The following is a 24,764-nucleotide window of genomic DNA, read 5'->3' on the forward strand; positions in this document are numbered from 1 at the left end:
GGGCCTGACGCCCACGTCGTATTACCGAGACCGCTGAATGCTCCCATTTCTGCTCAATCGCCTGTGGCAAAGCCTTATTCTCCTGATCATCGTGTCGATCATCGGCTTCACGATCCTCAACCTCATCCCGGGGGGACCGCTGTCGCAGTATGCACTTGATCCGGGCATGACCGCTGCCGATCTGGAGCGTCTCAAAGAGCAGATGGGACTGAACCGGCCGCTTCCGATCCAGTATCTGGACTGGGCTTGGCGGATGCTCCACGGCGATTGGGGCACGTCCTACCGTGACGGCGCGCCGGTGACCGAAGTGATCGGGCGCCATATCTTCGCGACCTTCATCCTGATGGGTTCGTCGATGGCCATTTCCATCGCCATCGGCACCTGGATCGGGATCCGCGGGGCGACACACCGATATTCCCTCTTCGACTATACGGCCACGGTCGGCGCCATGGTGGCACTGTCGATCCCAACCTTCTGGTTTGGACTGGTCTCGATCTACATATTCTCCTTGAAGCTCGGCTGGTTTCCTGCCGGGAACATGTACACGATCGGCAACGAGACGGTTCTCGGCTATCTGCATCATCTGATCCTGCCCAGCCTCGTCCTGTCGCTCGTGCATGTCGCCGTGTGGAGCCGCTACATGCGGACGGCGACGCTCGACGTCATCCACCAGGACTTCGTCAAGACCGCCCGCGCCAAGGGCGTCCGCGAAAAACGTGTGCTGATGAAGCATGTCGTCGGCAATGCCCTGCTGCCGATGATCACCCTCGCCGGAATGCAGCTGCCGCAGCTTCTGAGCGGCGCACTGGTGACGGAGACCGTCTTCACCTGGCCCGGGATGGGACGGCTGTTCCTCGATAGCCTGAGCTACAGCGATTATCCGGTGGTGATGGGACTGCTGATGCTGTCGGCCATCCTGACGCTGCTCGGCAATCTGATCGCCGATATCGTCGTGTCGATGGTCGACCCGCGCATCCGTCTTGCCTGACCCAAAGGAGAGCGACATGACCGCACTCTCGGCCCCCCCTCATTCCCGACGACGCGAACGCTGGTGGCGAAGCCGGACCGCCAGGCGCTTCATGCAGCACAAGCTGGCGCTGGTGGGCGCGGTGATCATCGTGGCGCTCGCGCTGGCCTGCATCCTTGGGCCTTGGCTGCTGCCGTACGATTCGCTGCAGATCGACATCCGCGCGCGCTTTTCCCCACCCTTCAGCGGCAATCATTATCTCGGAACCGACCCCCTCGGGCGCGATCTTGCGGCGCGTCTGCTGGAGGCCGGGCGAATCTCCCTTCTGGTGGGCCTGTTCGCGATGCTCCTGTCCACCTTCGTCGGCGCTCTCGTCGGCGTGGTCGCCGGCTATCGCGGTGGGTGGATCGGCTCTGTGCTCATGCGCCTGGTCGATGCTTTCCTGGCGTTCCCCTCGATCTTCCTCGTGCTCGCCCTGGCCGCGGTCCTCAAACCCAGCCCCGCCGTGATCACGGTGATCATTGCACTCACCAGCTGGATGGAAGTCTCGCGCATCGTCGAGGCCGAAGTGCGCTCGCTCCGGGAACGCGAGTTCGTCCTGGCGGGCAAGATGCTCGGCCTCAGCGGCAGCCACATGATGTTTCGCGAGGTGCTGCCGAATGCCATGGGACCGATTATCGTCGCCGCGACCCTGACCGTGGCTCGCGCGATCCTGACGGAGGCTTATGTCAGCTTTCTCGGTTATGGCATCCAGCCGCCGCTGCCGAGCTGGGGCAACATGCTGAACGGTGCACAGCAATATCTGGAGACGGCGCCCTGGCTCGCCATCGTTCCCGGCATCGCGATCACACTGGCCGTCACCGGCTTCAACTTCATCGGAGACGGCCTGCGCGACGCCCTGGATGTGCGAGCCGAGGGGGGATGACGGGAAGGCGGCCATGCCGCGGCATGGCTCGCCCGATTCGAGATGCATGGGCCGCGCGGGACTGTCGACGCGCGGCCGAACTTTGCTGAATGGACGGAGACCTCAGACGTAGAGATCGAGGTCGAACGTCTCCATCGTCTGGCCGACAAAGACGACGCTGCCGCCGCCCGACAAGGCGAGGATGAGATCGCCGTCGTCGTTTTCCGAGGCGGTCGCCGTCTGCCCCTCGAGATCGACTGCGTCGCCCTCGTCCTGATCGAAGTCGACGACGATATCGGCGCCGCTACCCTGTCCAAAAACGAAGACGTCGCTGCCCGAGCCTCCATAAAGGATATCGGCACCGGCACCGCCCGTGAGCGTGTCGGCCCCCTCTCCCGCATAAAGCGTGTCGGTGCCGTCACCACCGTCGAGCTGGTCATTGCCCGCGCCCGCACCGATGATGTCGTTGCCGGCGCCACCATAGGCCTTGTCCGAGCCCGTGCCCGCCCAGATCTCGTCGTCACCATCGCCGCCATAGACGCTGTCGTCACCGAGACCGCCGAAGGCGAGATCCCTGCCCGAACCGCCGCCGATCTCGTCAGCCCCGCTGCCGCCGAAAAGGGTGTCGTCGCCGCCGCCGCTCCACAAGGTGTCGTCCCCGTCGCCGCCACCCAGCTGATCATTGGCTGTTCCGCCATAGACGAGATCGCTGCCGGTGCCGCCGTAGAGTGTGTCGGCACCCGTGCCCCCCGCCATGGCGTCGTCGCCAGCGCCACCGAAGACGAGATCGAGCCCGTCCTCGGCGTTCACATCGTCGTCCGCGTCGCCGCCATAGACCGTATCGTCGCCGGCGCCCGAAGCGATGATATCGCGGCCGGACGATCCCGACACATCGCCCATGACGACATCGTCACCTGCGCCCGCGTTGAGGCGATCGTCACCCGCTCCGCCGGTGAGAAAATCGTCGCCGCTGCCGGTCGTGATCGTGTCGCTGCCATCTAGCCCCATGATGAAGATATCGTCGGTGGCGGAGGCGTAATTGCCTTCGTCGTCGATCGGCACGTTCCAGCCGTTCACCTGATTGTCGTCGGAGACGCCGTCGAGGCGTTCGTTGGTGCCATTCAAAGTGATGTAGCGGTCGTAGTCGAGCGTCGGCGCCACGCCGGCCACCAGTGCGAACTCGCCTTCGACGAGCTCATAGAAACTCGCATAATGCTCGGCGAGAAAGTTCGTATCGAAGGATTTCGAGATCGCGTACTGGTCGATCAGGGGCGCATCGAACTGGACGCGGTTGCCCTCGAAGTGGATTTGATCGGCGAGGCTAGCGACCGCCGCTGCGGTGATCGGCGCCTGGGTCGGATCCTGAAACAGATGCTCGCCAGCGTCATAGGCGCCCGGATTGCGCACGATGTCTTCCGAATGGTCGAGCTGCGAATACCAATCCGGCGTATTGAACGAGACCGAAACCCCGTCGATATCGACGATCGACGTGTCGTAATCGCCCATCAAGGTGAGCGCGATCGGATCGACGCCGGCAGAGGCGAGCGCCACGACTTCAAGCTCCACACCTTCGACGGCTGCGAAGCGCGCCCCGTCGTAGATGGTGAAGAGGTCCGCCACGGTGCCGCCGAGGCTGTGGCCTGAGACCACGACCTTGGTCACGTCGTTGGCCGGATCCTCGACATATTCCAGCGCCTGGTCGATGAAGGCCCGCAGCTGCTCGTAGTAGCGCGCCTGACCGATGCCGGTGCCGGCCTCTCCATCGGCGAAGATGCCGTCCGCATCGGTGCCGCGGAAGGTGAGATAGAGCGTGTTGCCGGTGTCGTTTTCCTTGATCGCCGCGAGTGCAACGGCCCCTGCCGGCGTGAAGACGCTCTCGTCGCCGTCCTCATCGATACGGTAATTGTTGCGGTAGAGGTCACCGGCATAGGTGTAGTTCTGGTCGTAGCCGTCGCTCGTTTCGCTGGCGCCGATGTCACCCGCGCCAAAGCCGAGTTCTGAGGAGGAAAGGGTCTTGAAGCCGAACTGCGCCAGGTAAAGATCATAGCGGTCATAGACATTGAGATCCGACCGCAATCCGACGTCATCGGGATCTCGGCCGGCGCTGTAATCGGCGAGATATTCATCGGGAAGCGCGTCGGCTCCTCCGTAGATCGCACGATTGAGCAGAACGACGTCGCCCAGGACATCGACGGCGCCCTGTGAAAGGTCCGCTCCTGCAGTTGTTGCCGCAGAAGACACCGCGGATTCACTTCCCGACTTCCACATCAGCCCCATCCTCCTGCCCCATTCATGTCACCAACCCGACTTGATCTTAGGCAGGGGCAGATGACGAAAGAAAGACGGAAAGATGAGCCGCCTGTGTATCCGCGACCGCGCGAAAGAGGCGGGCATCGGCCGACGCGGTTCGCTGCGTCACGACGTGCCGGCAATACCTCTTCTTTCAGCAGAGCGATTGCTGCCATAAGAGGGCATGTCCTTCTCTCTCGCCTCAGAGCTTTCGGCCTTGGCGCCAGGCGATGCATGCCTTCTGAAAGAGGCGGGCGCAGCGACCGGGCGACCGATCGTGGCGCTGACCGCCTCGGCGGAGATCCTGGTGCGGCTTGCCTTTGCCACGCCGTTGTTGCCGGCGCCGCTCTTTCCGATCGATCCGGCACTTCCGCAGGCGGTCGTCGCGGATCTCATCGCCCAATCGGGGGCCGGGCTTGTCGTCGGCGAGCGACCGATCGAAGGCACGGCATGTCTTTCGACAGATGCCTTTCCAGCCGCTTCCCAGATCGCGGCGCCCTTCCCCTCCGGCCGATGGGTAGCGCCCTCCGGCATCGCGCTTCTCGTCGCCACCTCCGGCAGTACGGGCCGGCCAAAAGCGGTGATGCTATCGGGCGCCAATCTTGAAGCCGCCGCGCGCGCCGGCGCGACCATGGCGCCGCTTCAGAGGGGCGACCTCTGGCTCGCCTGCCTGCCGCTTTTCCATATCGGCGGGTTTTCCATCCTGGTGCGCACCGCACTCGCCGACGCGGAGGCGCTGATTGCGGAAAAATTCGAGGCTGCTGCCATCCTTGGCGCTTTGCGCGAAAGGCCGGTCACGCATCTCTCATTGGTGCCGGCGATGCTCGCGCGTCTTCTCGATGCCGACGAAGAGAATGCACCGACAAGCCTGCGGCATGTGCTGATCGGCGGGGCGGCACTGTCGCCGGAGCTTGCCGAACGGGCAGCCTCCCGCGGCTGGCCGATCCAGCCGACCTACGGGATGAGCGAGACGGCCTCGCAGCTTGCCACCCTCCCCGCTTTGCCGCATCCCTGGCGCGCCGGCTTCGTCGGAAAGCCGCTTGGCGAAACCGAGGTGGCGCTCGATCCGTCTGGCCGGCTCAAGGTGCGCGGGCCGAATGTCATGGCGGGCTATGCCAATCCGACACTTGCCCCCGGTGACGGCCTTTCGGACGGCTGGTTCACCACGGCCGATCTGGCCGAGATCGACGAAACGGGTGCAATCACCATCCTTGGGCGCGCCGACGACGTCATCGTCACCGGCGGCAAGAAGGTCATGCCACAAAGCGTGGAAGTGCTGCTTGCCAAAACTCCGGGGATTGAGACCGTGGCCGTCACCGGACGGCCGGACCCGGTCTGGGGCGAGATCGTCACCGTGATCTATGCCGGTCCGGGCGACGAAGCGGCACTGCTTGCCTGGTGCCGCGATCATATCGACGGGGCGCTGCGCCCGCGCGCGGTCGTGCGGGTCGAGGCGCTGCCGCTGCTTGCGAGCGGCAAGCCCGACCGTTCAGCTCTGAAGCGCCTCGCCGCCGGGCAGGTGGTCGAACGGAGTAAGGCCGAGGCCCGGACGCTCCGGTAGCCGGATCACACCCTTCTCGATCGGCGGCGGCGACGCCACGTCCTCGGCAAGCCAGGCGAGCGTGCCGAGACCATGCGCGAGACGCTGCCCCGCCGGCAGAGCGGCGGCGAGATGGGCTGCCGCCATGACACCGATGGCGGAATCGACGACGGAGGTCAGAACGAGCTCCACGCCGGCCCGTTGCGCGCGACGGGCGAGATCAAGCGTTGAAGCCATGCCGCCGATCCGTGCCGGCTTGACGACGAGACGGCGGACGGCGCGCGCCTCAAGCAGCGCATCCACCCCCAGCACCGGGACGGATTCATCGGCGGCGAGCGGAAACGGCAGCTCCGCCTGCAGGGATGCGAGCGCCTCCGGCGTCGGCCGTGCAAGCGGCTCCTCGACACCATCGACGCGCAGGCCGTCCATCGCCGCGAGCGCATTCAGGACCCGGCGCGCATCGGCCTTCTCCCAGGCACGGTTGGCGTCGAAGCGGAAGGACAGCGCCTTGCCGCTCGCCTCGACCACCTCTTTCAAGGCGGCAAGCTCGCGCTCCACGGGATCGACACCGAGCTTGATCTTGGCGACGGCAAAACCCGCCTCGGCGGCTCTCACCGCGCGGCCGGCGCAGCCTTCGTCGAGGCGGCCGAGAGCGGCGTTCACGGGCACGTCAGCCGCCGAAGTCTCGCGCAGAAGCCGGTGCAGCGGCAGGCCGCGCTTCTTTGCGAAGAGATCGAGACAGGCTGTCTCGACGGCCCAGCGCACCTGCGGCTGAGCGATGTGCGCGACGAGATCGCCGGCGAGCGGGTCGATATCCTGGCCAGGAAGCGTCCGCAGAACCTCGTCGAGTGCACGAAAGGTCTCGGCATGGCCCTTCTCGCCCGAACTCGGCAGCGGCGCGCAATCACCGAAGCCGACGAGGCCATCCGAGGCGAGCATGACGAGGCGGCCATACCGCGTCGTCATCGTCGCGCTTGCCGCAACCCAGGGCCGGGCGAGCCTCAGCGCATAAGGCCGAGACGAGGCTTCCTCGATGCGCATTCGGACACGTCCGGCGGGAGGTTCAAGCGTGGCGATCTGGCCGCCTCAGGGACGCGGCGGAAAGCGCGAAAAGTCCGGGGCGCGCTTTTCGTTGAAGGCGTTGCGGCCCTCCTGGCCTTCATCGGTCATATAGAAGAGCGCGGTCGCATTGCCGGCCAGCTCCTGCACGCCCGACAGCCCGTCGGTGTCGGCGTTGAAGCCGGCCTTCAGGACGCGAAGCGCGGTCGGCGACAGGCGCAACATTTCGCGGCACCAGGAGACGGTCTCCTCCTCCAGCCGGTCGAGCGGCACGACGGTGTTGACCATGCCCATATCGAGCGCCTGTTGCGCATCGTATTGGCGGCAGAGGAACCAGATCTCCTTGGCCTTCTTCAGCCCCACCGTGCGTGCCATCAGCCCTGCGCCGAGACCCGCATCGAAGGAGCCGACGCGCGGGCCGGTCTGGCCGAAGCGGGCATTGTCGGCGGCGATCGTCAGGTCGCAGACGAGCTGCAGAACATTGCCGCCGCCGATCGCGTAGCCCGCCACCATGGCAACCACGGGCTTCGGCAAGGTGCGGATCATGCGCTGCAGGTCGAGAGCGTTCAGATGGTGGACGCCCGCCTGATCCTTGTAGCCGCCATCGTCGCCGCGGATTTTCTGGTCGCCGCCGGCGCAGAAGGCATCCGGCCCGGCGCCGCACAGGATGATGACGCCAACTTCCTGATCGAGACGCGCAAGATGCAGCGCCGTCATGATCTCTTCCAGCGTCTCTGGCCGAAAGGCGTTGCGCACATGCGGACGGTTGATGGTGATCTTGGCGATCCCGTCGGCCTTGTCGAAAAGGATGTCGGTGAAATCCTGCCCCGGCACCGTCTGCCAGGCGATCTTTGCGTCACTCATCGCGTTTGTCCTTGGGTCACGGGCGCCGCAGCGGCGGCGAAGAAAGTCTTGAAACGGGCGAGGCTCTTCTCGCGCACGATGGTGGCGCGGATCACCGTCGTTCCGGGCCGGTCGAGCGCCGCATTGACGGCGGCCATCGCTTCGTCGAGGCCGTCGACATCCTGAGCGGCAAGGCCGAAAGCGCGCGCGGCCGCCACATGATCGAGCGATTGCGGCGTCAGCCAGCCGGTCTCGAATTCCGGCAGATCCGCCTGCGCAAGATGGTCGAAGATACCGCCGCCACCATTGTCGAGAAGCAGGATCGCAAGTGGCAGGTCGCGTCCGAGCGCGAGCGCACCGAGATCGTGCAGGAAGGCGAGATCGCCGACGACGGCGACGCAGTTCTCGGAGATGGCGGAAATGCCGAAGGCCGTCGAGAGATTGCCGTCGATGCCGCTGACGCCGCGATTGCCGTAGACTCGCAGTTTCGTGGAGCTGCGGCCGGCAAGCCAGTCCGCGGCCCGCACGGCGAGCGAATTGCCGAGGAAGATCGCGGTCGACGGCGGCACAGCGCGCACGAGCCGGCGCATCAGCGCACCTTCGAAGACACGGTCGCCGTCGCACACGGCATCCGCCGCGCGCACGGCCTCGCTGTCGAGGGCGACGATGTCGGCACGCCATTCCGGCGGTCCGGCGGGCGCGTCGAGCCCCGCGCAGACGAGCGCCACATCGGCAGTGACGACGTGGCTCGCCGTTCCTGCCGGGTCCGCAAACCGCGATGTCTCGGAGACGACGATCTGGGGTTTCGTGTGCGCTTTCTCCATCCAGGCGGAGACGGCTTTGGAGACGGGCGTGCCGCCGAAACGCAGGATCCAATCGGGCACCGGCGCAGAGCGCGCCACCTGATCGGGATGCGCGAGGATTTCCGGTTCCTGCGTACCGAAGCGCAGGCCGGAAAGAACGTCGGCGAAAACCGGCGCGTCGAGCCGCCGCGCCAGGTCGAGGATCGCGCGGCGCGCGGCATCGCTCAGCGCTTCGCTGCCGCAGACGATGGCCCCGCGCCCCTTGCCGATGATGCCGGAGATGCGCTTGAGGGTTTCGTCCGTCGGCTGCAAATGCGCCGGAAGCGTCAGCGGGATCGGTGCTCCGGCCGTTTCCTCCAAGCCGATGGAGGCTGACGGGACCAGCGGTTCGCGCAACGGCACATTGATGTGGACCGGCCCAGGGAGCGGGCCACGGCTCGCCGCCACCATCCGCGCAACGAAATTGGCGAGCCAGCCGGTCTCGGCCTCGGCCGGCGGCAGCTGGAAAAACTTGCGCACATGCGTGCTGAAGAGCCCAGCCTGCTCCATCGTCTGATTGGCACCGCAATCCTGCAGTTCCGGCGGGCGGTCGGAGGAGAGAAGGATGAGCGGCACGCGGGCCATATCGGCCTCGACGACAGCCGGAAGCCAATTGGCGATCGCCGAACCGGATGTCGCTGCAAGCGCCACCGGCTCACCGGACGCCTTGGCGAGACCGAGCGCGAAGAAGGCGGCCGAGCGTTCATCGACCACCATGCGCACGCCGATTTCGGGATGGCGCAGGGCGGCAAGCGTCAGCGGCGTCGAGCGTGAGCCCGGAGAGGCGACAAGCCGGCGCACGCTGGCCGCAGCAAGTCCGGATGCAAGGGCCGCAGCCCAGTGAAATGTCTGTTCGGCGGGTCCGTTCATTTGTCTGCGAAGAGGTCCAACATGGTGGCAAGCTTCATTTCCGTCTCCATCCATTCCGCCGCCGGGTCCGATTGCGCCATGATGCCGGCACCGGCCCACAGGCTCGCCTCGCGCCCGGCGAAGAAAGCCGTGCGCAAAACGACAGCCGCCTCCCCGTCTCCGTCCGCGTCAACCCAGCCGGCAAGGCCTGAATAAAGCCCGTCGCGCTCCTCGCCCAGCTTCTTCAGCCAGGCAAGGGCCGTCTCGCGAGGAAATCCCGAAACCGCCGGGGTCGGATGAAGCCGTTCTGCGACGTCGAGAAGGCCGATGCCAGGCTTCAGCCGCCCCGACAAGGGCGTCCAAAGATGCGTGACGCGCGACAGTTGCATGAAGCCCGGAGCGGCCGGCCGCTCGAGGGTCTCACAGAAATCCTCAAGGTCGGCTGCAATCGCATCGACGACGATGGCGTGCTCGCTGCGCTCCTTGGCGGAAGCAAAGAGTGCCGCTTCGGCGGCATCATCGGCCGGTGCCTCTCCGGCATGGCGGGCCGTACCGGCGAGCCCGTCGCTCAAGATGTCCCGGCCCTTCTTCACAGCCAGGCGTTCCGGGCTTGCGGCAACGACATGGCCGCCGCCATGCGGCAGCGAGAAGACGTTCGATCCCGCATTCGTGGCCGCGAGGCGGTCGACCAGCCGATTGGGATCGACCGGTTCGGCAAGCCTCAGCGCCAGACGGCGGGCAAGAACCGCCTTGTCGAAGCGGCCGTCGCGGATCGCAGCACTCGTTTCGGCGACACGTATCTTCCAGGTCGCCTCGTCCGGCGAGGCCTGCGAGCGTTCGATGCGAGCCTCGCCGACCGGATCGGCCGGAGAAAGGATGCCCGCGGCGAGCCCGAGCCAGTCGCTGGCGATCTCCTGCAACGCGCGTCCGTCATGGGCCGCGGACAAGACCACGTTCCAGGCCGTTCCCTCACGACGAAACAAAACCCGCGGCACAAAGAAGGACAGGTCCTGCGTGGCCGTCGCTGGCGGCAGCGTGAAGAAAGCGAGTGGCAATGCGGAGGCATCGCCGATGCGGCGCCACACACCTTCTTCCGACAACAGGCGGTCGAGTTCGTCGCGCGAGCCCTCGACGGCTTTTCCGGCGGCATAGAAAGCCCGGCCCGTCGGCGGAGACACCCAGCGACAATCGCCCGAAAGCCCCTGACAGCGCGCCTCGGCGCTTTCCGGCAAGGCGATCGCAAGGCTGACGAGTTCGCCCGGCGCAAGCGTCGCCAGCGTCTCGCCGGAGGCCGCGATCGCCCGTTCCAGGAAACCGGATATGCCGTGGAGATTAGCGTTCATGAGAGATGATTGCGCAGGCGCTGTCGGGCTCTTGTGCTGAAGAGGCCAAGAAAGACGCACCGCCTTGCCGGAACCTTGCCGACCCGGCCGATCGACCTGCAGCCGTCCCCCTTGTTCAGCCTCTCCCGTTCACACCGCCTCTAGCGCGTTTGTGAGCGCATAGTCCACGGCCGCCTCGCAATGCAGCCGCGTCGTATTGAACATCGGAAAGTCCGGGCGATCCTTCTGATCGATCAAAAGAAAGATCTCCGTGCAGCCGAGGATCAGGCCTTCTGCCCCTTCTTCGCGCGCAAGCCTTCCGGCAATCTCCAGATAACGGGCCTTCGATTGCGGGCGGATCACGTCCTTGACGAGTTCGTCGAAGATGATGCGATCGATCTCGGCGCGCTCGTCCGAATTCGGGACGACGATCTCCAGCCCGAATTTTTCCTCGTAGCGACGGCGGGCGTAATCCATCTCCATGATCGGCCTGGTGCCGAAAAGGGCAACGCGCTTCAGCCCGGCCTTGCGGATCGCCTCGCCCGTCGGATCGACGATGTGGATGTAATCGATGTCGCGGGAGGCGAGGATCGCCTCCATCGGCTTATGCAAAGTGTTGGAGACGCCGACGATGACGTCAGCGCCCGCGGCGATCAGCGCATCCACCTTCTTCGCCATATAGGCCTCCAGCGAGGCCCAATCGTCGGCATGCAGAAAGGCTTCGATGTTGCCGAAATTCATGCCGACGATCACCGTCTCGGCGATGTCCCAACCGCCGAGACGCGCATTCACGATCTCGTTGAGAAAGCGATAGTAATGGCCGGTGGCGATGTTGCTGGAACCGCCCAGAACACCGATCGTCTTTTGAGTGAGCGGTCGTGTCGTCACGCTGCGTCCCCCGTCTTGCCTGTCGCGTCAGGCCATAGCAGAGGCCGAGCGGCTCGCCCACCCGATGCGGCAATCAGTGAACGTCTTCGAGGACCTCGAAACCTTCGAACTGCGGATGCTCGATGTAGAGGGGCTTGCGCTCGCCGGCGCCCGCATGGGCATTGCGGAAATGCTCAGACTTCGTCCAGTTCTCGAAATCCTCGTAAGAGCGCCAGACCGTGTGCGAGGCATAAAGCACGTGATCGTCGCGCTGTGGCCCCTTGAGGAGATGGAATTCGACGAAACCCGGCACCTTCGACAGCTGCGAATCTCGGCTGCGCCAGACCTCGGCAAAATCCTCGGCCGCTTCCGGCTTCACCTTGAAGCGGTTCATGGCGATGTACATTTTTCGCTGCTCCTATGGGATTGGTCCGGCCGATCGGGTTCGACCGAAAAGATGAGAACGATTTTCATCTTATAGCGGAAAGCCGTTGTGGCGCCAGGGGCGGCGCCGATCACAAGGCGGTTTTCGTCCCCATTCTCTCTCCGTCGGCGAGCCTTGCCGAGACACCTTTGCGCTCAGGCGGCGGTGCGCATCATTCGAATGGCTTCGACGATCTCGGAGAGGGAATCGATCACCTGATCGGCCCCGAGCTCTTCCGGCGGCAGCTTGGTGTATCCGTAGCTCATGACGAGGACCGGCAGGCCCGCCGACCGTGCAGCCCCCACATCGGCGGGGCTGTCGCCGACCATCAGCGCATCCTCGGCGCTGATCCCAAGCTGCTGCAGCGCCGCCAGGAGAACGGCCGGCTCCGGCTTCTTCGGCAGGCCGCTGTCGCCGCCGATGACGGCGCCGAAACGTTCGGCAACGCCGAGGCCTTCCAGAATGAGACGCGTCGCCGCGCCTGGCTTGTTGGTGACGACGGCGAGCGCGATGCCGCTTTCCTCAAGGCCCGCCAATGTTTCCACGGCGGTCGGGAAAAGCACGGTCTTCTCCGTCGCCCGCGGCTCGTAAAGCGCCAGGAAGCGCGCGACCAGGCCCTCGAGCTCGACCTTGTCGAGCGTGCGCCCCCGCGCCTCAAAACCACGCTCGACGAGCTTTTCGACGCCATCGCCCACCATCTTGCGGACATTGTCCTCGTTAACGGCGGGAAGCCCCTCTTCGACGAGGAGATCGTTCAAGGCATCGGTGAGGTCGGGAACGGAATCGACGAGCGTGCCGTCGAGATCGAAAATGATGGCCTTCGGCCAGGAGGAGGCCATCAAGCGGCCTTCCATTTGATCGAGCAGCCCATCGAGGGGATCTGTTCCCTCGGCCCTTCGCCGGTCTGAGCCACCTTTTTCATCGCCTCGAAAAGCTCGCGCGGCGCATCCGGTGCAGCCTCTTTCCGGGACGCGTCGAGCCGACCGCGAAACTGCAGCTCCAGGTTCTTGTTGAAGCCGAAGAAATCCGGCGTGCAGACGGCATCCCAGGCGCGCGCCACCGACTGGTCTTCGTCATGCAGATAGGGAAAGAAAAAGCCGTGCTCTTCGGCGAATGCCTGCATGTTATCGAAGGAATCGTCGGGATAGGCCTCTGCATCGTTGGAGCAGATGGCGACCGTCCTGATGCCGTAGGCCTCAAGCTCCCTGGCGTCGCGCACGAAACGGTCGATCACGGCCTTCACATAGGGGCAGTGATTGCAGATGAAGGCGACGAGCGTACCGTTCTCGCCCGCGCAATCGGCGAGCGAATGGGTCTTGCCGTCAGTCCCCTTGAGGGTGAAATCCTTCGCCTTCCAGCCGAAATCGCAGATCGCGGCGGTTGCAGCCATGAAGCTCTCCTTGTCTCGTCTCAGGCGGCCGCCTTCAGCGCCCCTTCCGCTGCCGTACGGATGGCAGCGATATTCTGACGATATGTTTCTTCGCTGCCGCCTTTAAAGACCGCGGAGCCCGCAACAAGCACATCGGCGCCGGCTGCGGCAAGCGCAGGCGCGGTCTCCGGCGACACGCCGCCGTCGATCTCGATGCGGATGTCGCGGTCGCCGATCATCTCCTTGACGCGGCGCGTCTTCTCGATGATCGCCGGGATGAAGGCCTGGCCGCCGAAGCCCGGATTGACGCTCATCAGAAGAATGAGGTCGAGCCGGTCGAGGACGTATTCGAGCGTCGTTTCCGGCGTCGAGGGGTTGAGCGAAACGCCGGCCTTCTTGCCGAGCCCTCGGATCGCCTGCAGCGAGCGGTCGAGATGCGGTCCCGCCTCCTGATGTACGGTGATGTAATCGCAGCCCGCCTGGGCGAAGGCTTCGAGGAAGGGATCCGCCGGCTCGATCATCAAATGGCAGTCGAAGACTTTCTGCGACGAGCCGCGCAGCGCCTTGATGATCGGCGGGCCGAAGGTGATGTTGGGCACGAAATGCCCGTCCATCACGTCGAGATGGATCCAGTCGGCACCGGCGCGGTCGACGGCGGCAACTTCCTCGCCGAGCCTGGCGAAATCGGCGGAAAGGATCGACGGCGCGATCAGGATGTCGTTCATGGCGGCTCTCCCTGTCCCGTGCGGGGTTATCTCGCTCACGCCCTTTCTTCGGCGCGTTCGGCATCGGTTGGAATGGAAAACACCCGGCTGACATTGATGTCTTCGGGCGAAATCAGCTTCAGGTCTTCCGCCGTCACCGGGCCCCTGGCGGCCTCGAAGAGACGGTTCGCCTGGCGCAGGCGAGCGCGGTCGAGCGCGTTTCGAACCGAGCGGGCATTGGCGAAATGCGGTTGCTGACGGCGCCGGTCGATGTAGCGGATGAGCGTTTCGCGCGCATCGGGCGACAATTCGTAGTTCTGCTCGTTCAGCATCATCTCGGCGATCCTGAGGAGCTCCTCGTTGTTGTAATCCGGAAAATCGATGTGATGGGCGATACGCGAGCGGAAGCCCGGATTGCTCTCGAAGAACTTGTCCATCTTGTCGGCGTAGCCGGCCAGAATGACGACCAGATCCTCGCGCTGGTTCTCCATCACCTGGAGGAGGATCTCGATCGATTCCTGACCGTAATCGCGCTCGTTTTCCGGGCGGTAGAGGTAATAGGCCTCGTCGATGAAGAGGACGCCACCCATCGCCTTCTTCAGCACTTCCTTCGTCTTCGGCGCGGTGTGGCCGATATACTGGCCGACGAGATCGTCGCGCGTGACGGAGACGAGATGGCCCTTGCGGATATAGCCGAGCCGGTGAAGGAGGCTCGCCATTTTGAGCGCGACCGTCGTCTTGCCGGTGCCGGGATTGCCCGTGAAGCTCATATGCAGGGTCGGGGCCTCATAAGCGAGGCCGAGCTGCTTGCGGGCGCGCTCCACCAGAAGGAGCGCCGCCGTTTCGCGAATGCGCTTCTTGACGGGCGCGAGGCCCACGAGGGTCTCATCGAGCTCACGCAGGACGTCGCCGACGCCCGATTCCTCGAATTCGCGCTGCAGATCCACCGAGGTGACCGGCGCGGCGGTCTCCGCCTCAGCGGGATTGGCATTCTCGGGTTTCACCTGATCGTTCATCGCAGCATCCGCTCTCAAACCGCTGTTGGCGCCGCGCCCGAGGCGCGACGCCGATTTCTCGATATGCGATCGCTTAGTAGCGCGCGCCTTCCGGCTTGTCGGACGCGTAGGCCTTGGTCGTGTAGCGCGTCATACGGCCTGCATCTTCCTGCCGCTCCAGGCGGAAGCCCGGCTCTTCGGCAGGCCGGTTGACGATGAAGGAGATCTTCACCGATTCCCAACCGTGCGAAGCGTCGAAGCCCGACAGACGGATGTAACGGTCGCCGTAGACCTTGCGGCAGTCATTGAGCTCCATCATCACGGCCGCGGCATCCTCGATGTCGAACATCGGGTGGCCCCACATGTCCCAATAGGTGTTGCGGGGATGCGGGTCGTCGGTGAACTCGATGTTCACAGCCCAGCCATTGTCGATGCAGTACTGCACCTGCTTGGTGATCTGCTCGTCGGTCAAATCGGGCAGAAACGAAAAGGTGCCCTGGGTAATGCGCATGGATGCGTTCTCCAAATAGTCTCGGTTCGGGCTTTAGGCGGCGGTCGCCGTCGGCACGAAGTCCGGCGTGTCGGTGGAGGCGTAGTTGAAGGTGACATCCTTCCAGGTCTCCAGCGCCTGCTGCAGCGGCTGGCAGGTCTTGGCCGCAGTCTGCAGGATTTCCGGACCTTCGTTGACGATGTCGCGGCCTTCGTTGCGGGCGAGCACCATGGCTTCGAGCGCCACGCGGTTCGCCGTCGCGCCGGCTGCGATACCCATCGGATGGCCGATCGTGCCGCCGCCGAACTGCATCACGCAATCCTCGCCGAGAAGGTCGAGAAGCTGGTGCATCTGGCCGGCATGAATGCCGCCGGAAGCGACCGGCATCAGCTTGTTGAGCGAGGCCCAATCCTGGTCGAAGAAGATGCCGTTCTGCAGCGCCTGCGGATTAAACTCCTCGCGGCAGATGTCGTAATAGCCCTTCGTCGTCGCCGGATCGCCCTCGAGCTTGCCGACGACCGTGCCGGCATGGATGTGGTCGACGCCGGCAAGGCGCATCCACTTGGCGATGACGCGGAAGGAGACGCCGTGCGTCTTCTGGCGCGTATAGGTCGAATGGCCGGCACGATGGAGGTGCAAGATCATGTCGTTCTTGCGCGCCCATTTGGCCATGGACTGGATCGCCGTATAGCCGATGACGAGGTCGATCATGACGATGCAGGAGCCGAGATCCTTGGCGAACTCGGCACGCTCGTACATGTCTTCCATGGTGGCGGCGGTGATGTTGAGGTACGTCCCCTTCACTTCGCCGGTCGCCGCCTGCGCCTTGTTGACCGCTTCCATGCAATAGAGGAAGCGCTCACGCCAATGCATGAAGGGCTGCGAGTTGATGTTCTCGTCGTCCTTGGTGAAGTCGAGACCGCCTTTCAGCGCCTCGTAGACGACGCGGCCGTAATTGCGGCCGGAGAGGCCGAGCTTCGGCTTCACGGTGGCACCGAGCAGCGGACGGCCGAACTTGTCGAGACGTTCACGCTCCACGACGATGCCCGTCGCCGGACCCTGGAAGGTCTTCACATAGGCGACCGGCAGCCGCATGTCTTCCAGACGCAGGCCCTTCAAGGGCTTGAAACCGAAGACGTTGCCGATGATCGACGCCGTCAGGTTGGCGATCGAGCCACCCTCGAAGAGGTCGAGATCATAGGCGATGTAGGCAAAATACTGGCCTTCGGCGCCCGGCACCGGATCGACGCGATAGCATTTGGCGCGGTATTTCTCCGCCGCCGTCAGACGGTCGGTCCACACCACGGTCCAGGTCGCAGTCGAGCTCTCACCGGCAACGGCTGCGGAAGCTTCGATCGGATCGACACCGTCCTGCGGGATCACCCGGAAGACACAGATGATGTCGGTGTCCTTCGGCTCGTAATCGGGCTCCCAATAGCCCATCTTCTTGTATTCCATGACGCCGGACTTGTAGCGGTCCTTGCCGGTGACGGTCTTGGCTTCCGTATCCATCCCACTCCTCGCTTTCTCTCGTTGAAGCTGGCCGATTACTCGGCAGCCAGGGCCATGTCGGTCTTCGGATCAAGCGCGCCGCTCTGGTAGCGCTTGGCCATCTCCTCGAGCGGGATGACCTTGATCTTGGAGGCGTTTCCGGCAGTGCCGAACCGTTCGAAACGATCGCGGCAGAGCTCGCGCATGGCCTCCATTGCCGGCTTGTTGAATTTGCGCGGATCGAATTCCGCCGGGTTTTCCTGCGCGATCTTGCGGTACTGCCCGGTCATCGCCATGCGGCAGTCCGTGTCGATGTTGACCTTGCGGACGCCGTGGCGGATGCCGCGCTCGATCTCTTCCACCGGCACGCCATAGGTCTGCGGCATCGCCCCGCCATAGGCGTTGATGATGTCCTGCAGTTCCTGCGGCACGGACGACGAGCCATGCATGACGAGATGCGTGTTCGGCAGGCGGCGATTGATCTCCTCGATCACATGCATCGCCAGAATCTCGCCGTCCGGCTTGCGGGTGAATTTGTAGGCGCCGTGGCTCGTGCCCATGGCGATCGCCAGCGCGTCCACCTTCGTCGCCTTGACGAATTCCACCGCCTGATCCGGATTGGTCAGAAGCTGCTCCTGGGAGAGCTTGCCTTCCGCGCCATGACCGTCCTCGGCCTCGCCTTCGCCCGTTTCGAGCGATCCGAGCACGCCGAGTTCGCCTTCCACCGAGGCGCCGACCCAATGCGCCATCTGCGCCACGCGGCTCGTGATGGCGACATTGTACTCATAGGAGGCCGGCGTCTTGGCATCGGCCTCGAGGGAGCCGTCCATCATCACGGAGGTAAAGCCGTGCTGGATGGCCGTCAGGCAGGTGCCCTCGTTGTTGCCGTGGTCCTGATGGATGCAGATCGGGATGTTCGGATAGATCTCGACCAGGGCTTCCATCATCTTCGCGAGCATAATGTCGTTGGCATAGGCGCGGGCACCGCGGCTCGCCTGGATGATGACCGGCGCGTCGACGGACGAGGCCGCCTCCAGGATCGCCAGAGCCTGTTCCATGTTGTTGATGTTGAATGCGGGAACGCCGTAGCCGTTCTCGGCAGCGTGATCCAAAAGCTGACGCAGCGTGATGCGGGCCATTATTCGCTTTCCTTGCCAAGGTTGATGAAGGTCCGGGCCGCATCGACGATGGCGTCCGGGGTGATGCCGAAATGCTCGTAGAGCTCTTGATAGGGGCCGCTCGCGCCAAAGCCCTGCATGCCGATGAAGATACCGTCCGGGCCGAGCCAGCGGTCCCAGCCATCGCGCACTGCAGCTTCGACGCCGATCCGCGGCGCCGTGCCCAGAACCTTGGTCTGATAGGCCCGGTCCTGGGTCTTGAAGATATCGAAGCAGGGCGCTGAGACGACGGCGGCGGCGATGCCGTCGGCCGCAAGCTTCTCCGCCGCTTCGACCGCGATCGGCACTTCAGAGCCGGTGGCGATCAGGGTCACGTCGCGGTCGCCCTCCGGTTCACGGAGCACGTAGGCGCCCTTCGCCGAAAGGTTCTCCGAGACGTGCTCGGTGCGCAGCGTCGGCAGGCCCTGACGTGTCAGGCACAAAACCGAAGGGCCCGAGGCGTTTTCGATGGCGCACTGCCAGGCTTCCGCCGCTTCCACGGCATCGGCCGGACGGAAGACGTTGAGGTTCGGCATGGCGCGCAGAGATTCCAGATGCTCGACCGGCTGGTGCGTCGGCCCATCCTCGCCGAGGCCAATGGAATCGTGGGTCATCACGTGGATGACGCGCACGCCCATCAGCGCCGCAAGACGGATCGCCGGGCGCGAATAATCGGCGAAAACCAGGAACGTCCCGCCGAAGGGAATGACACCGCCGTGCAGCGACATGCCGTTCATCGCGGCCGCCATGCCGTGCTCGCGCACGCCGTAATGCATGTAATTGCCGCTGAAATCGTCAGCCGTGACCGGCTGCTGCGCCGCAACGCGCGTGCCGTTGGAACCGGTGAGATCGGCCGAACCTCCGATCAGCGACGGCAACAGCGGCACCAGCTCTTCCAAAACCTTCTGCGAAGATTGCCGCGTGGCAAGCTTCGGCTTCTCGGAAGAAAAGCGCTCCTTGATCGTCTCGATCGCGTCGCGCAACTCGTTGCCCGTGAAGTCGAGCTCGAGCGCGGCATGGAAGGCGTCGCGACGCTCTTTCGGAGCCTCCGCCAGGCGCTTCTTCCAATCATCATGCAGCGCGGTTCCGCGCTTTCCGGTCTCGCGCCAATCCTTCAGAACCTCTTCCGGGATGACGAAAGGCTCGTGCGTCCAGCCCAGCGCCTCGCGCACCGCCGCAACCTCTTCGGTGCCGAGCGGCGAACCGTGCACGCCATGGGTGCCCTGCTTGTTGGGGGCACCCCAGCCGATGATCGTGCGGCAGGCGATCAGCGAAGGACGATCGGTCTGGCGCTCGGCCTCGATCGCGGCCTCAACCGCCGCCATGTCGTGGCCGTCGACGCGGCGCACCGACCAGCCGGCCGCCTCGAAGCGCTTCAGCTGGTCGACGGAGGTCGCAAGCGATGTCGGCCCGTCGATGGAGATCTGGTTGTCGTCGAAGAGGACGATCAGCTTCCGCAGCTTCAGATGACCGGCGAGATCGATCGCTTCATGGCTGACGCCTTCCATGAGGCAGCCATCACCGGCGATTGCATAGGTGTAATGGTCGACGATCTCGTCACCGAAACGCGCCGCCATCAGCCGTTCGGCGATCGCCATGCCGACCGAGGCACCAAGGCCCTGGCCAAGCGGGCCGGTCGTCACCTCGACACCCGCCAGATGGCCGTATTCCGGATGGCCGGCCGTGCGTGCGCCGAGCTGGCGGAAATTCCGCAACTGGTCGATCGTCGCTTCCGGATATCCGGTCAGGTAAAGCAGCGAGTAGAGCAGCATTGAGCCATGGCCGGTCGACAGCACGAAGCGGTCGCGGTCCGGCCAGGCGGCGTCCTGCGGGTCGAAGCGCATGAACTTGCTGAAGAGGACGGTCGCCACATCGGCCATGCCCATGGGCATGCCCGGATGTCCCGACTTCGCCTTCTCCACCGCATCCATGGAGAGAGCGCGGATGGCATTTGCCATCGGCTTGAGATCAGCGGCCTCAGCGTTCGTCGAAGCGGCCAGTACGGTCGTCTGCAAAGGGGCCATCAAGAAACCTTTCGTTTAAGAGACGCGGCGCTTTCGCTCGATGAGCTGCAAAATCAGCGGCGTCAAAATCAGCTGCATGGCGATGTCGAGCTTGCCTCCAGGGACCACGATCGAGTTCGCCCGTGACATGAAGCTATCGTGGATCATCGACAGCAAATACGAAAAATCGATGCCGCGCGGATCCGCGAAACGGATCACCACCATGGATTCGTCTGCTGTCGGAATCCACCGTGCCACGAAGGGGTTAGAGGTGTCGACGATCGGCACGCGCTGGAAATTGATGGTCGTCTCGGTAAACTGCGGGCAGATGTAGTGCACGTAGTCGGGCATCCGGCGCAGGATCGTGTCGGTGACCGCTTCCGTCGTATAGCCGCGCGTGGAACGATCGCGGTGGATCTTCTGAATCCACTCCAGATTGATGACCGGCACGACACCGATCTTCAGGTCCGGATACTGGGCGATGTTGCAATCGTCCGTGACGACGGCCCCGTGCAGCCCCTCATAGAAGAGAAGATCGGATTCGGCCGGGAACGGCTCCCAGTCGGTAAACTCGCCCGGCGGGCAGCCGTAGCATTTGGCCTCGTCGTCATCGTGCACGTAATGACGGGTCTTGCCGGTGCCTTTGCGGCCGTATTCCTCGAACATCTCCTCCAGCTCGCAGAGGAGGTTCGCTTCCGGGCTGAAATGGCTGAAGGAGTAATCACCATCCGCCTTGTGACGCTCGGTCTCTTCGCGCATCTCCACGCGGTTGTAGCGGTGATAGGCGTCGCCTTCGATGAAGACGGCGTTGACCCCTTCACGACGGAAAATCTGCTCGAAGGTCCGGCGCACGGATGTGGTGCCTGCGCCGGACGAACCTGTGACTGAGATGATTGGGTGCTTTGCTGACATGTCCTGGCCTCAAACGCGAAACAGGCCGCGGTGGGTAAACAAAGGCGCGCGTTCGCCGATCAGGCTCGGCGCCTCGTGGTAACGAAGGATGCGCTCCACTTCCTTCTTCGAACCGAAGATCAAAGGCGTGCGCTGGTGCAGGCCCGTGGGGACCTGATCGAGAATCGGAAAGCCGCCATCGGTGGCAAGGCCGCCGGCCTGCTCGATCAGCATGGCGATCGGATTGGCCTCGTAGACGAGCCTCAGCCTGCCGTCGCCGTAGCCACGGCGATTGTCGCGCGGGTAAAGAAACACGCCGCCACGCGCGATGATCCGGTAGGTATCGGCCACGAGCGACGCGATCCAACGCATGTTGAAATCGCGAGCGCGCGGGCCCGCAGAGCCCTGCAGGCAGTCATCGATATAGATGCGCACGGCTTCGTCCCAATGCCGGTAGTTCGACATGTTGATGGCGAACTCATTGGTGTTGGGAGAAATCAGCACCCCGTCGAGGATCTGCTGATAGCCGCCGATGCGGTGCGAATAGACGAAGACATGGGTGCCCTCGCCAACCGTCAGCACCATGGCGAGCTGCGGGCCATAAATGAAGAAACCCGCGGCCAGCTGATTGCGCCCCGGCTGGGCGAAATCCGTGCCGACACCATCGGCCGCATTCGGCGCATGCGGCAGGATGGAAAAGATCGTGCCGATCGAGACGTTCGTGTCGATGTTGGATGAACCGTCGAGCGGATCGGTGGCGACGGCGAGAACGCCTTCGGGGTTGAGGAGGATCGGCGAGCCGATCTCTTCCGACGCATAGGCGGCGACGGGGGCTTCCCGCATCTCGGCAAGCACGATCTCATCAGCGCGCACATCCAGAAAGCGCTGCCGATCGCCATCGGCATTGGTGGAACCGCGTGCGGCGCCAATGTCGCCGCCGAGCTGCCCCTGGGATACGACATCACGAATCTGTCGCGAAGCGCGGGCGAGAGCCCGGACCGTTTCCACCACCGCAAGACGCTGCGGATCTTCTGTGCTGCTATATGCTCTGAGAAAAGCCTCGAGCGTGCTCAGGCCGGCCATATGCTGCCCTCCCCCCTGACCGAGGTTTCCCTGTCGGTCTTGATTGGGTGTGAGATACACCTTGGGGTTACTAAGTAAATTTAATTCTTGTAAGGCGCACAGTTAGGAATTCTAATGAGTGACATGGACTGGCTCACCCTTCGGCAGCTGCGCGCCGTCACAGAAATTGCACGCCACGGAACAATTGCGAGTGCCGCCAAGGCCTTGGGACTGACGGGTCCAGCCGTCACACTGACGCTGAAACAGATCGAATCCGCGCTGGGTCTGCCGCTTTTCGACCGCACCGCCCATGGCATGCGACTGACTGACGCTGGCGAGGCGGTGCGTAACACTGCGGCCGAAGTGGAACGCTCGATCTTCCGGCTCGCCGACACCATCAACGAGGTCAAGGGACTCGGCACTGGCGCCGTGCATGTGGGCGTCGTCTCGACGGCCAAATACTATGCCCCGGCCCTCGTCGTCGGCTTCAAGCGCGAACATCCGATGATCGACGTGCGGCTGACCGTCGGCAATCGCCAAGAGGTGGTGCAGGCGCTCACAGACTTCGATGTCGATTGCGCCATCATGGGCCGTCCGCCCAAGACCGTGCCGGTGGAGGCGGCGGTATTCGGCGACCATCCCCTCATCATGATCGCCTCGCCCGCCCACCGGCTGGCAGGCCAGATCGATCTCAGCCGCAACGAGCTCTCCGGCGAGACCCTGCTCGTGCGCGAGCCAGGCTCCGGCACGCGCACATCGATGGAAATCTATCTCGGGGATCTTCTTGCCGATCCGTCCATCCATTTCGTGGAGTTCGGCAGCAACGAGACGATTAAGCAGGCCGTCATTGCCGGGCTCGGGATCGCCTTCCTGTCGGCGCACACCGTCGCCGTGGAGATCGCCGCCGGCCGCCTGGTGGCGCTCGATATGGATGGTCTACCGATCCGCCGACAATGGTTCGTCGTGCGCCGCGGCGACAAATCCGTCTCTCCGGGCGCACGCGCCTTCCTGCAATTCGTCGTGCATTCCGGCACGCAATTCCTGCCGCATTTTCCAAAGCTCTACGAAGAGGCAAGCGGGGAGTGACAACGCTTCAGGCCGGCAGCCCGCCGGTCCTTGCCAGGAAGTCGACAATCCGATCGACGCCTTCGTTGCGGGAAAGATCGGTGAAGACGAACGGTCTTCCCTCGCGCACCCGCTCCGCATCGCGGGCCATCACATCGAGGTCGGCGCCGACATAGGGTGCGAGATCGGTCTTGTTGATGATCAGAAGGTCGGACCGCGTGATGGCGGGCCCGCCCTTGCGCGGGATCTTTTCACCTTCCGCGACGCTGATCACGTAAAGCGTCAAATCGGCGAGATCGGGCGAGAAGGTCGCCGCCAGATTGTCACCGCCCGATTCGATGAAGACGAGATCGAGATCCGGGTGGCGGGCGTTGAGATCGGCAATGGCGGCAAGGTTGATGGATGCATCCTCGCGGATCGCAGTATGCGGGCAACCGCCCGTCTCCACCCCGACGATGCGGTCTTCCGGCAGGGCCTGCAGCCGGTTGAGGATGAGCGCGTCTTCCTTCGTATAGATGTCGTTGGTGACGACGGCGAGCGAATGGCGCTCCCGCATCGCCTTGCAGAGCTTTTCGGCAAGCGTCGTCTTGCCGGAGCCTACCGGCCCGCCGATGCCGACGCGAAGGGGGCCGTGCGGCGAACGCTGCCTCGCGGGAGCAGGCTCGGCGGTCATCGTCATGAGCGGAACAACCTCGTCTCCTGCACCTCGTGCTGCATCGACGCGATATCGGAGAAAAACGTTGCGCTGCCAAGCTCGGCGAGATCTGCGGCAGCCGCCCAGGCGGCAGTTTCCAGAACGTCCTGGCGCAGCGCAGTGACAACCGCCAACGCATCCTTCTGACCGATCGGAACGCTCCTTTGCGCTGCCGAACAGAGATTGACGATGGCAGCCTGCAGGAAGCTCGCAACAGCTGTGACGAGCCCGATATCGAGATCAGCGGCGGCCGCCCCGATCGCAACCGGCCAGGGCCTAGCCGGGCCGCCCGTCGCCTCGGCGAAGGCACGCCCCTGCGCCATCGTTTCGAGATGCCTCTCCTGCGAAGGCGCCAGAGCCTCGGCAAGCTCGGCTATCTCGAAAAGCTCGGCCGCGCTGCCCGCCTTTCGGGCGCGAAAGGCTGCTGCGAAGAGAACGGCGTCTGCGCGAAACGAGCCGCAGAGCAGAAGAGCGTCGAGCCATGCCTTGAGGCTTTCGCGGTCATGCACCCAGCCGGCAGCGACAGCCCGCTCGAGCCCATGCGAATAGGCGAACGCCCCGACGGGAAAGGCAGGAGACAGCCAATACTGGAGCGTCACCAGAGCAGCGGCCGCATTTTCGCTGCCGCTTTCGACCTCGGTCGCGCCCTCAGCCATGCGCCGCCTTGTCGACATCGTCAAAATCTCCGAGCGCGAGATAATGCAGCTCCCGCACGATGCGGATCGTCGGCTTCATGGCAAAACAGATGGACCCGATGAGAAAGCACCAGATCGCCGGAGTTTCCAATTCTGGGTAGAAGAAGAGCCAGGAGCCGACAATGAAAAGCAGGGCTGCGCTCACATCCACAGTCGTGAAGGCGATTTCGTAAAGCGCGTAGAGAGTGCGGTGACGCTCGCTCTTCGTGTTGTTCTTAGGGTCGAAGAAAGCCATTCTGCCT

The 24,764-nt window shown here is 64.1% G+C and carries 24 protein-coding genes; 4 read left to right on the forward strand and 20 right to left on the reverse strand.

What is annotated here, in order from left to right:
* Positions 1-37: 37 nt before the first annotated feature.
* Both NYQ83_RS05000 and NYQ83_RS05005 read left to right on the forward strand, forming a co-directional pair.
* A complete protein-coding gene (locus tag NYQ83_RS05000) occupies positions 38-988 on the forward strand; it encodes an ABC transporter permease (protein ID WP_261212980.1) in 951 nt (316 codons plus the stop codon).
* Between the two features lie 16 nt (positions 989-1,004).
* The gene (locus NYQ83_RS05005; RefSeq protein ID WP_234630675.1) at positions 1,005-1,892 is read left to right on the forward strand and encodes an ABC transporter permease; all 888 of its coding nucleotides are present in this window, start codon (positions 1,005-1,007) and stop codon (positions 1,890-1,892) included.
* A gap of 102 nt (positions 1,893-1,994) precedes the next feature.
* Here NYQ83_RS05005 and NYQ83_RS05010 read toward each other — a convergent pair whose 3' ends face one another.
* Complete coding sequence (locus NYQ83_RS05010; RefSeq protein WP_261212983.1) at positions 1,995-4,112, reverse strand: hypothetical protein; 2,118 nt, start codon at positions 4,110-4,112, stop codon at positions 1,995-1,997.
* Between the two features lie 232 nt (positions 4,113-4,344).
* Between NYQ83_RS05010 and NYQ83_RS05015 the strand changes: the two genes are divergently transcribed.
* Positions 4,345-5,721, forward strand: coding sequence for a class I adenylate-forming enzyme family protein (locus tag NYQ83_RS05015; protein WP_261212986.1), 1,377 nt, complete (start codon positions 4,345-4,347; stop codon positions 5,719-5,721).
* Here the strand turns inward: NYQ83_RS05015 and NYQ83_RS05020 are convergent.
* From NYQ83_RS05020 to NYQ83_RS05095, 16 genes are all read right to left on the reverse strand, one after another.
* A complete protein-coding gene (locus NYQ83_RS05020; RefSeq protein WP_261212989.1) occupies positions 5,650-6,741 on the reverse strand; it encodes a mandelate racemase/muconate lactonizing enzyme family protein in 1,092 nt (363 codons plus the stop codon). The genes NYQ83_RS05015 and NYQ83_RS05020 overlap by 72 nt on opposite strands.
* Positions 6,742-6,786: 45 nt before the next feature.
* Positions 6,787-7,623: a 1,4-dihydroxy-2-naphthoyl-CoA synthase gene (gene menB, locus NYQ83_RS05025; RefSeq protein ID WP_128292776.1), complete on the reverse strand. Its 837-nt coding sequence runs from the start codon at positions 7,621-7,623 to the stop codon at positions 6,787-6,789.
* Entirely contained in the window at positions 7,620-9,314 is a 1,695-nt protein-coding gene (gene menD / locus NYQ83_RS05030; RefSeq protein WP_261212993.1) for a 2-succinyl-5-enolpyruvyl-6-hydroxy-3-cyclohexene-1-carboxylic-acid synthase, read from the reverse strand. The genes menB and menD overlap by 4 nt, the downstream gene beginning before the upstream one ends.
* The gene (locus NYQ83_RS05035) at positions 9,311-10,636 is read right to left on the reverse strand and encodes an isochorismate synthase MenF (RefSeq protein ID WP_261212995.1); all 1,326 of its coding nucleotides are present in this window, start codon (positions 10,634-10,636) and stop codon (positions 9,311-9,313) included. The genes menD and NYQ83_RS05035 overlap by 4 nt, the downstream gene beginning before the upstream one ends.
* A 129-nt stretch (positions 10,637-10,765) precedes the next feature.
* Positions 10,766-11,503 carry an aspartate/glutamate racemase family protein gene (locus NYQ83_RS05040; RefSeq protein WP_261212997.1) on the reverse strand — a complete coding sequence of 246 codons (738 nt, stop codon included), beginning with the start codon at positions 11,501-11,503 and terminating at the stop codon, positions 10,766-10,768.
* A gap of 73 nt (positions 11,504-11,576) precedes the next feature.
* The gene (locus tag NYQ83_RS05045; RefSeq protein WP_261212999.1) at positions 11,577-11,888 is read right to left on the reverse strand and encodes an antibiotic biosynthesis monooxygenase family protein; all 312 of its coding nucleotides are present in this window, start codon (positions 11,886-11,888) and stop codon (positions 11,577-11,579) included.
* Between the two features lie 173 nt (positions 11,889-12,061).
* Positions 12,062-12,745 carry a phosphoglycolate phosphatase gene (gene gph / locus NYQ83_RS05050; RefSeq protein ID WP_261213001.1) on the reverse strand — a complete coding sequence of 228 codons (684 nt, stop codon included), beginning with the start codon at positions 12,743-12,745 and terminating at the stop codon, positions 12,062-12,064.
* On the reverse strand, positions 12,745-13,296 hold the full coding sequence (locus tag NYQ83_RS05055; protein ID WP_261213002.1) for a thioredoxin family protein: 552 nt from the start codon (positions 13,294-13,296) through the stop codon (positions 12,745-12,747). Before NYQ83_RS05055 ends, gph begins: the two co-directional genes overlap by 1 nt.
* 20 nt (positions 13,297-13,316) lie before the next feature.
* Positions 13,317-14,000: a ribulose-phosphate 3-epimerase gene (gene rpe, locus NYQ83_RS05060; protein ID WP_128292757.1), complete on the reverse strand. Its 684-nt coding sequence runs from the start codon at positions 13,998-14,000 to the stop codon at positions 13,317-13,319.
* A 35-nt stretch (positions 14,001-14,035) separates the two neighbouring features.
* A complete protein-coding gene (gene cbbX, locus NYQ83_RS05065; RefSeq protein ID WP_261213005.1) occupies positions 14,036-14,995 on the reverse strand; it encodes a CbbX protein in 960 nt (319 codons plus the stop codon).
* 73 nt (positions 14,996-15,068) lie between these two features.
* Positions 15,069-15,485 carry a ribulose bisphosphate carboxylase small subunit gene (locus tag NYQ83_RS05070; protein ID WP_128292752.1) on the reverse strand — a complete coding sequence of 139 codons (417 nt, stop codon included), beginning with the start codon at positions 15,483-15,485 and terminating at the stop codon, positions 15,069-15,071.
* Positions 15,486-15,518: 33 nt separating this feature from the next.
* The gene (locus NYQ83_RS05075; protein WP_128292749.1) at positions 15,519-16,976 is read right to left on the reverse strand and encodes a form I ribulose bisphosphate carboxylase large subunit; all 1,458 of its coding nucleotides are present in this window, start codon (positions 16,974-16,976) and stop codon (positions 15,519-15,521) included.
* Between the two features lie 35 nt (positions 16,977-17,011).
* Entirely contained in the window at positions 17,012-18,094 is a 1,083-nt protein-coding gene (fba, locus tag NYQ83_RS05080; protein ID WP_128292747.1) for a class II fructose-bisphosphate aldolase, read from the reverse strand.
* Positions 18,094-20,136, reverse strand: coding sequence for a transketolase (gene tkt, locus NYQ83_RS05085; RefSeq protein ID WP_261213009.1), 2,043 nt, complete (start codon positions 20,134-20,136; stop codon positions 18,094-18,096). The genes fba and tkt overlap by 1 nt, the downstream gene beginning before the upstream one ends.
* Positions 20,137-20,151: 15 nt before the next feature.
* Positions 20,152-21,027, reverse strand: coding sequence for a phosphoribulokinase (locus NYQ83_RS05090; RefSeq protein ID WP_128292742.1), 876 nt, complete (start codon positions 21,025-21,027; stop codon positions 20,152-20,154).
* 9 nt (positions 21,028-21,036) lie between these two features.
* On the reverse strand, positions 21,037-22,089 hold the full coding sequence (locus NYQ83_RS05095) for a class 1 fructose-bisphosphatase (RefSeq protein ID WP_128292739.1): 1,053 nt from the start codon (positions 22,087-22,089) through the stop codon (positions 21,037-21,039).
* 123 nt (positions 22,090-22,212) lie between these two features.
* Here NYQ83_RS05095 and NYQ83_RS05100 point away from each other — a divergent pair, with 123 nt between their 5' ends.
* Positions 22,213-23,154: a LysR substrate-binding domain-containing protein gene (locus NYQ83_RS05100; protein ID WP_261213956.1), complete on the forward strand. Its 942-nt coding sequence runs from the start codon at positions 22,213-22,215 to the stop codon at positions 23,152-23,154.
* A gap of 7 nt (positions 23,155-23,161) precedes the next feature.
* Here the strand turns inward: NYQ83_RS05100 and ureG are convergent, their stop codons facing one another.
* The 3 genes from ureG to NYQ83_RS05115 are packed head-to-tail and all read right to left on the reverse strand — an operon-like array spanning position 23,162 to position 24,757.
* Positions 23,162-23,806: an urease accessory protein UreG gene (gene ureG, locus NYQ83_RS05105; protein WP_261213958.1), complete on the reverse strand. Its 645-nt coding sequence runs from the start codon at positions 23,804-23,806 to the stop codon at positions 23,162-23,164.
* Between the two features lie 2 nt (positions 23,807-23,808).
* The gene (locus NYQ83_RS05110) at positions 23,809-24,501 is read right to left on the reverse strand and encodes an urease accessory protein UreF (protein ID WP_261213014.1); all 693 of its coding nucleotides are present in this window, start codon (positions 24,499-24,501) and stop codon (positions 23,809-23,811) included.
* Complete coding sequence (locus NYQ83_RS05115) at positions 24,476-24,757, reverse strand: YrhK family protein (protein ID WP_261213016.1); 282 nt, start codon at positions 24,755-24,757, stop codon at positions 24,476-24,478. The genes NYQ83_RS05110 and NYQ83_RS05115 overlap by 26 nt, the downstream gene beginning before the upstream one ends.
* Positions 24,758-24,764: the final 7 nt, after the last annotated feature.

The organism is Afifella sp. JA880 (assembly GCF_025379905.1).
In the GTDB taxonomy this organism is placed as follows: Bacteria; Pseudomonadota; Alphaproteobacteria; order Rhizobiales; family Afifellaceae; genus Afifella; species Afifella aestuarii.

Bases quoted from the DNA above. Each gene is read 5' to 3' on its own strand.
- NYQ83_RS05015 (WP_261212986.1), top strand. From the start codon at position 4,345: ATGTCCTTCTCTCTCGCCTCAGAGCTTTCGGCCTTGGCGCCAGGCGAT.
- NYQ83_RS05095 (WP_128292739.1), bottom strand. From the start codon at position 22,089: ATGGCCGGCCTGAGCACGCTCGAGGCTTTTCTCAGAGCATATAGCAGC.
- NYQ83_RS05090 (WP_128292742.1), bottom strand. From the start codon at position 21,027: ATGTCAGCAAAGCACCCAATCATCTCAGTCACAGGTTCGTCCGGCGCA.
- tkt (WP_261213009.1), bottom strand. From the start codon at position 20,136: ATGGCCCCTTTGCAGACGACCGTACTGGCCGCTTCGACGAACGCTGAG.
- fba (WP_128292747.1), bottom strand. From the start codon at position 18,094: ATGGCCCGCATCACGCTGCGTCAGCTTTTGGATCACGCTGCCGAGAAC.
- ureG (WP_261213958.1), bottom strand. From the start codon at position 23,806: ATGACCGCCGAGCCTGCTCCCGCGAGGCAGCGTTCGCCGCACGGCCCC.
- NYQ83_RS05000 (WP_261212980.1), top strand. From the start codon at position 38: ATGCTCCCATTTCTGCTCAATCGCCTGTGGCAAAGCCTTATTCTCCTG.
- NYQ83_RS05075 (WP_128292749.1), bottom strand. From the start codon at position 16,976: ATGGATACGGAAGCCAAGACCGTCACCGGCAAGGACCGCTACAAGTCC.
- NYQ83_RS05055 (WP_261213002.1), bottom strand. From the start codon at position 13,296: ATGGCTGCAACCGCCGCGATCTGCGATTTCGGCTGGAAGGCGAAGGAT.
- menB (WP_128292776.1), bottom strand. From the start codon at position 7,623: ATGAGTGACGCAAAGATCGCCTGGCAGACGGTGCCGGGGCAGGATTTC.
- cbbX (WP_261213005.1), bottom strand. From the start codon at position 14,995: ATGAACGATCAGGTGAAACCCGAGAATGCCAATCCCGCTGAGGCGGAG.
- NYQ83_RS05035 (WP_261212995.1), bottom strand. From the start codon at position 10,636: ATGAACGCTAATCTCCACGGCATATCCGGTTTCCTGGAACGGGCGATC.
- NYQ83_RS05110 (WP_261213014.1), bottom strand. From the start codon at position 24,501: ATGTCGACAAGGCGGCGCATGGCTGAGGGCGCGACCGAGGTCGAAAGC.
- NYQ83_RS05115 (WP_261213016.1), bottom strand. From the start codon at position 24,757: ATGGCTTTCTTCGACCCTAAGAACAACACGAAGAGCGAGCGTCACCGC.
- NYQ83_RS05020 (WP_261212989.1), bottom strand. From the start codon at position 6,741: ATGCGCATCGAGGAAGCCTCGTCTCGGCCTTATGCGCTGAGGCTCGCC.
- rpe (WP_128292757.1), bottom strand. From the start codon at position 14,000: ATGAACGACATCCTGATCGCGCCGTCGATCCTTTCCGCCGATTTCGCC.
- NYQ83_RS05005 (WP_234630675.1), top strand. From the start codon at position 1,005: ATGACCGCACTCTCGGCCCCCCCTCATTCCCGACGACGCGAACGCTGG.
- NYQ83_RS05045 (WP_261212999.1), bottom strand. From the start codon at position 11,888: ATGTACATCGCCATGAACCGCTTCAAGGTGAAGCCGGAAGCGGCCGAG.
- menD (WP_261212993.1), bottom strand. From the start codon at position 9,314: ATGAACGGACCCGCCGAACAGACATTTCACTGGGCTGCGGCCCTTGCA.
- NYQ83_RS05100 (WP_261213956.1), top strand. From the start codon at position 22,213: ATGGACTGGCTCACCCTTCGGCAGCTGCGCGCCGTCACAGAAATTGCA.
- gph (WP_261213001.1), bottom strand. From the start codon at position 12,745: ATGGCCTCCTCCTGGCCGAAGGCCATCATTTTCGATCTCGACGGCACG.
- NYQ83_RS05070 (WP_128292752.1), bottom strand. From the start codon at position 15,485: ATGCGCATTACCCAGGGCACCTTTTCGTTTCTGCCCGATTTGACCGAC.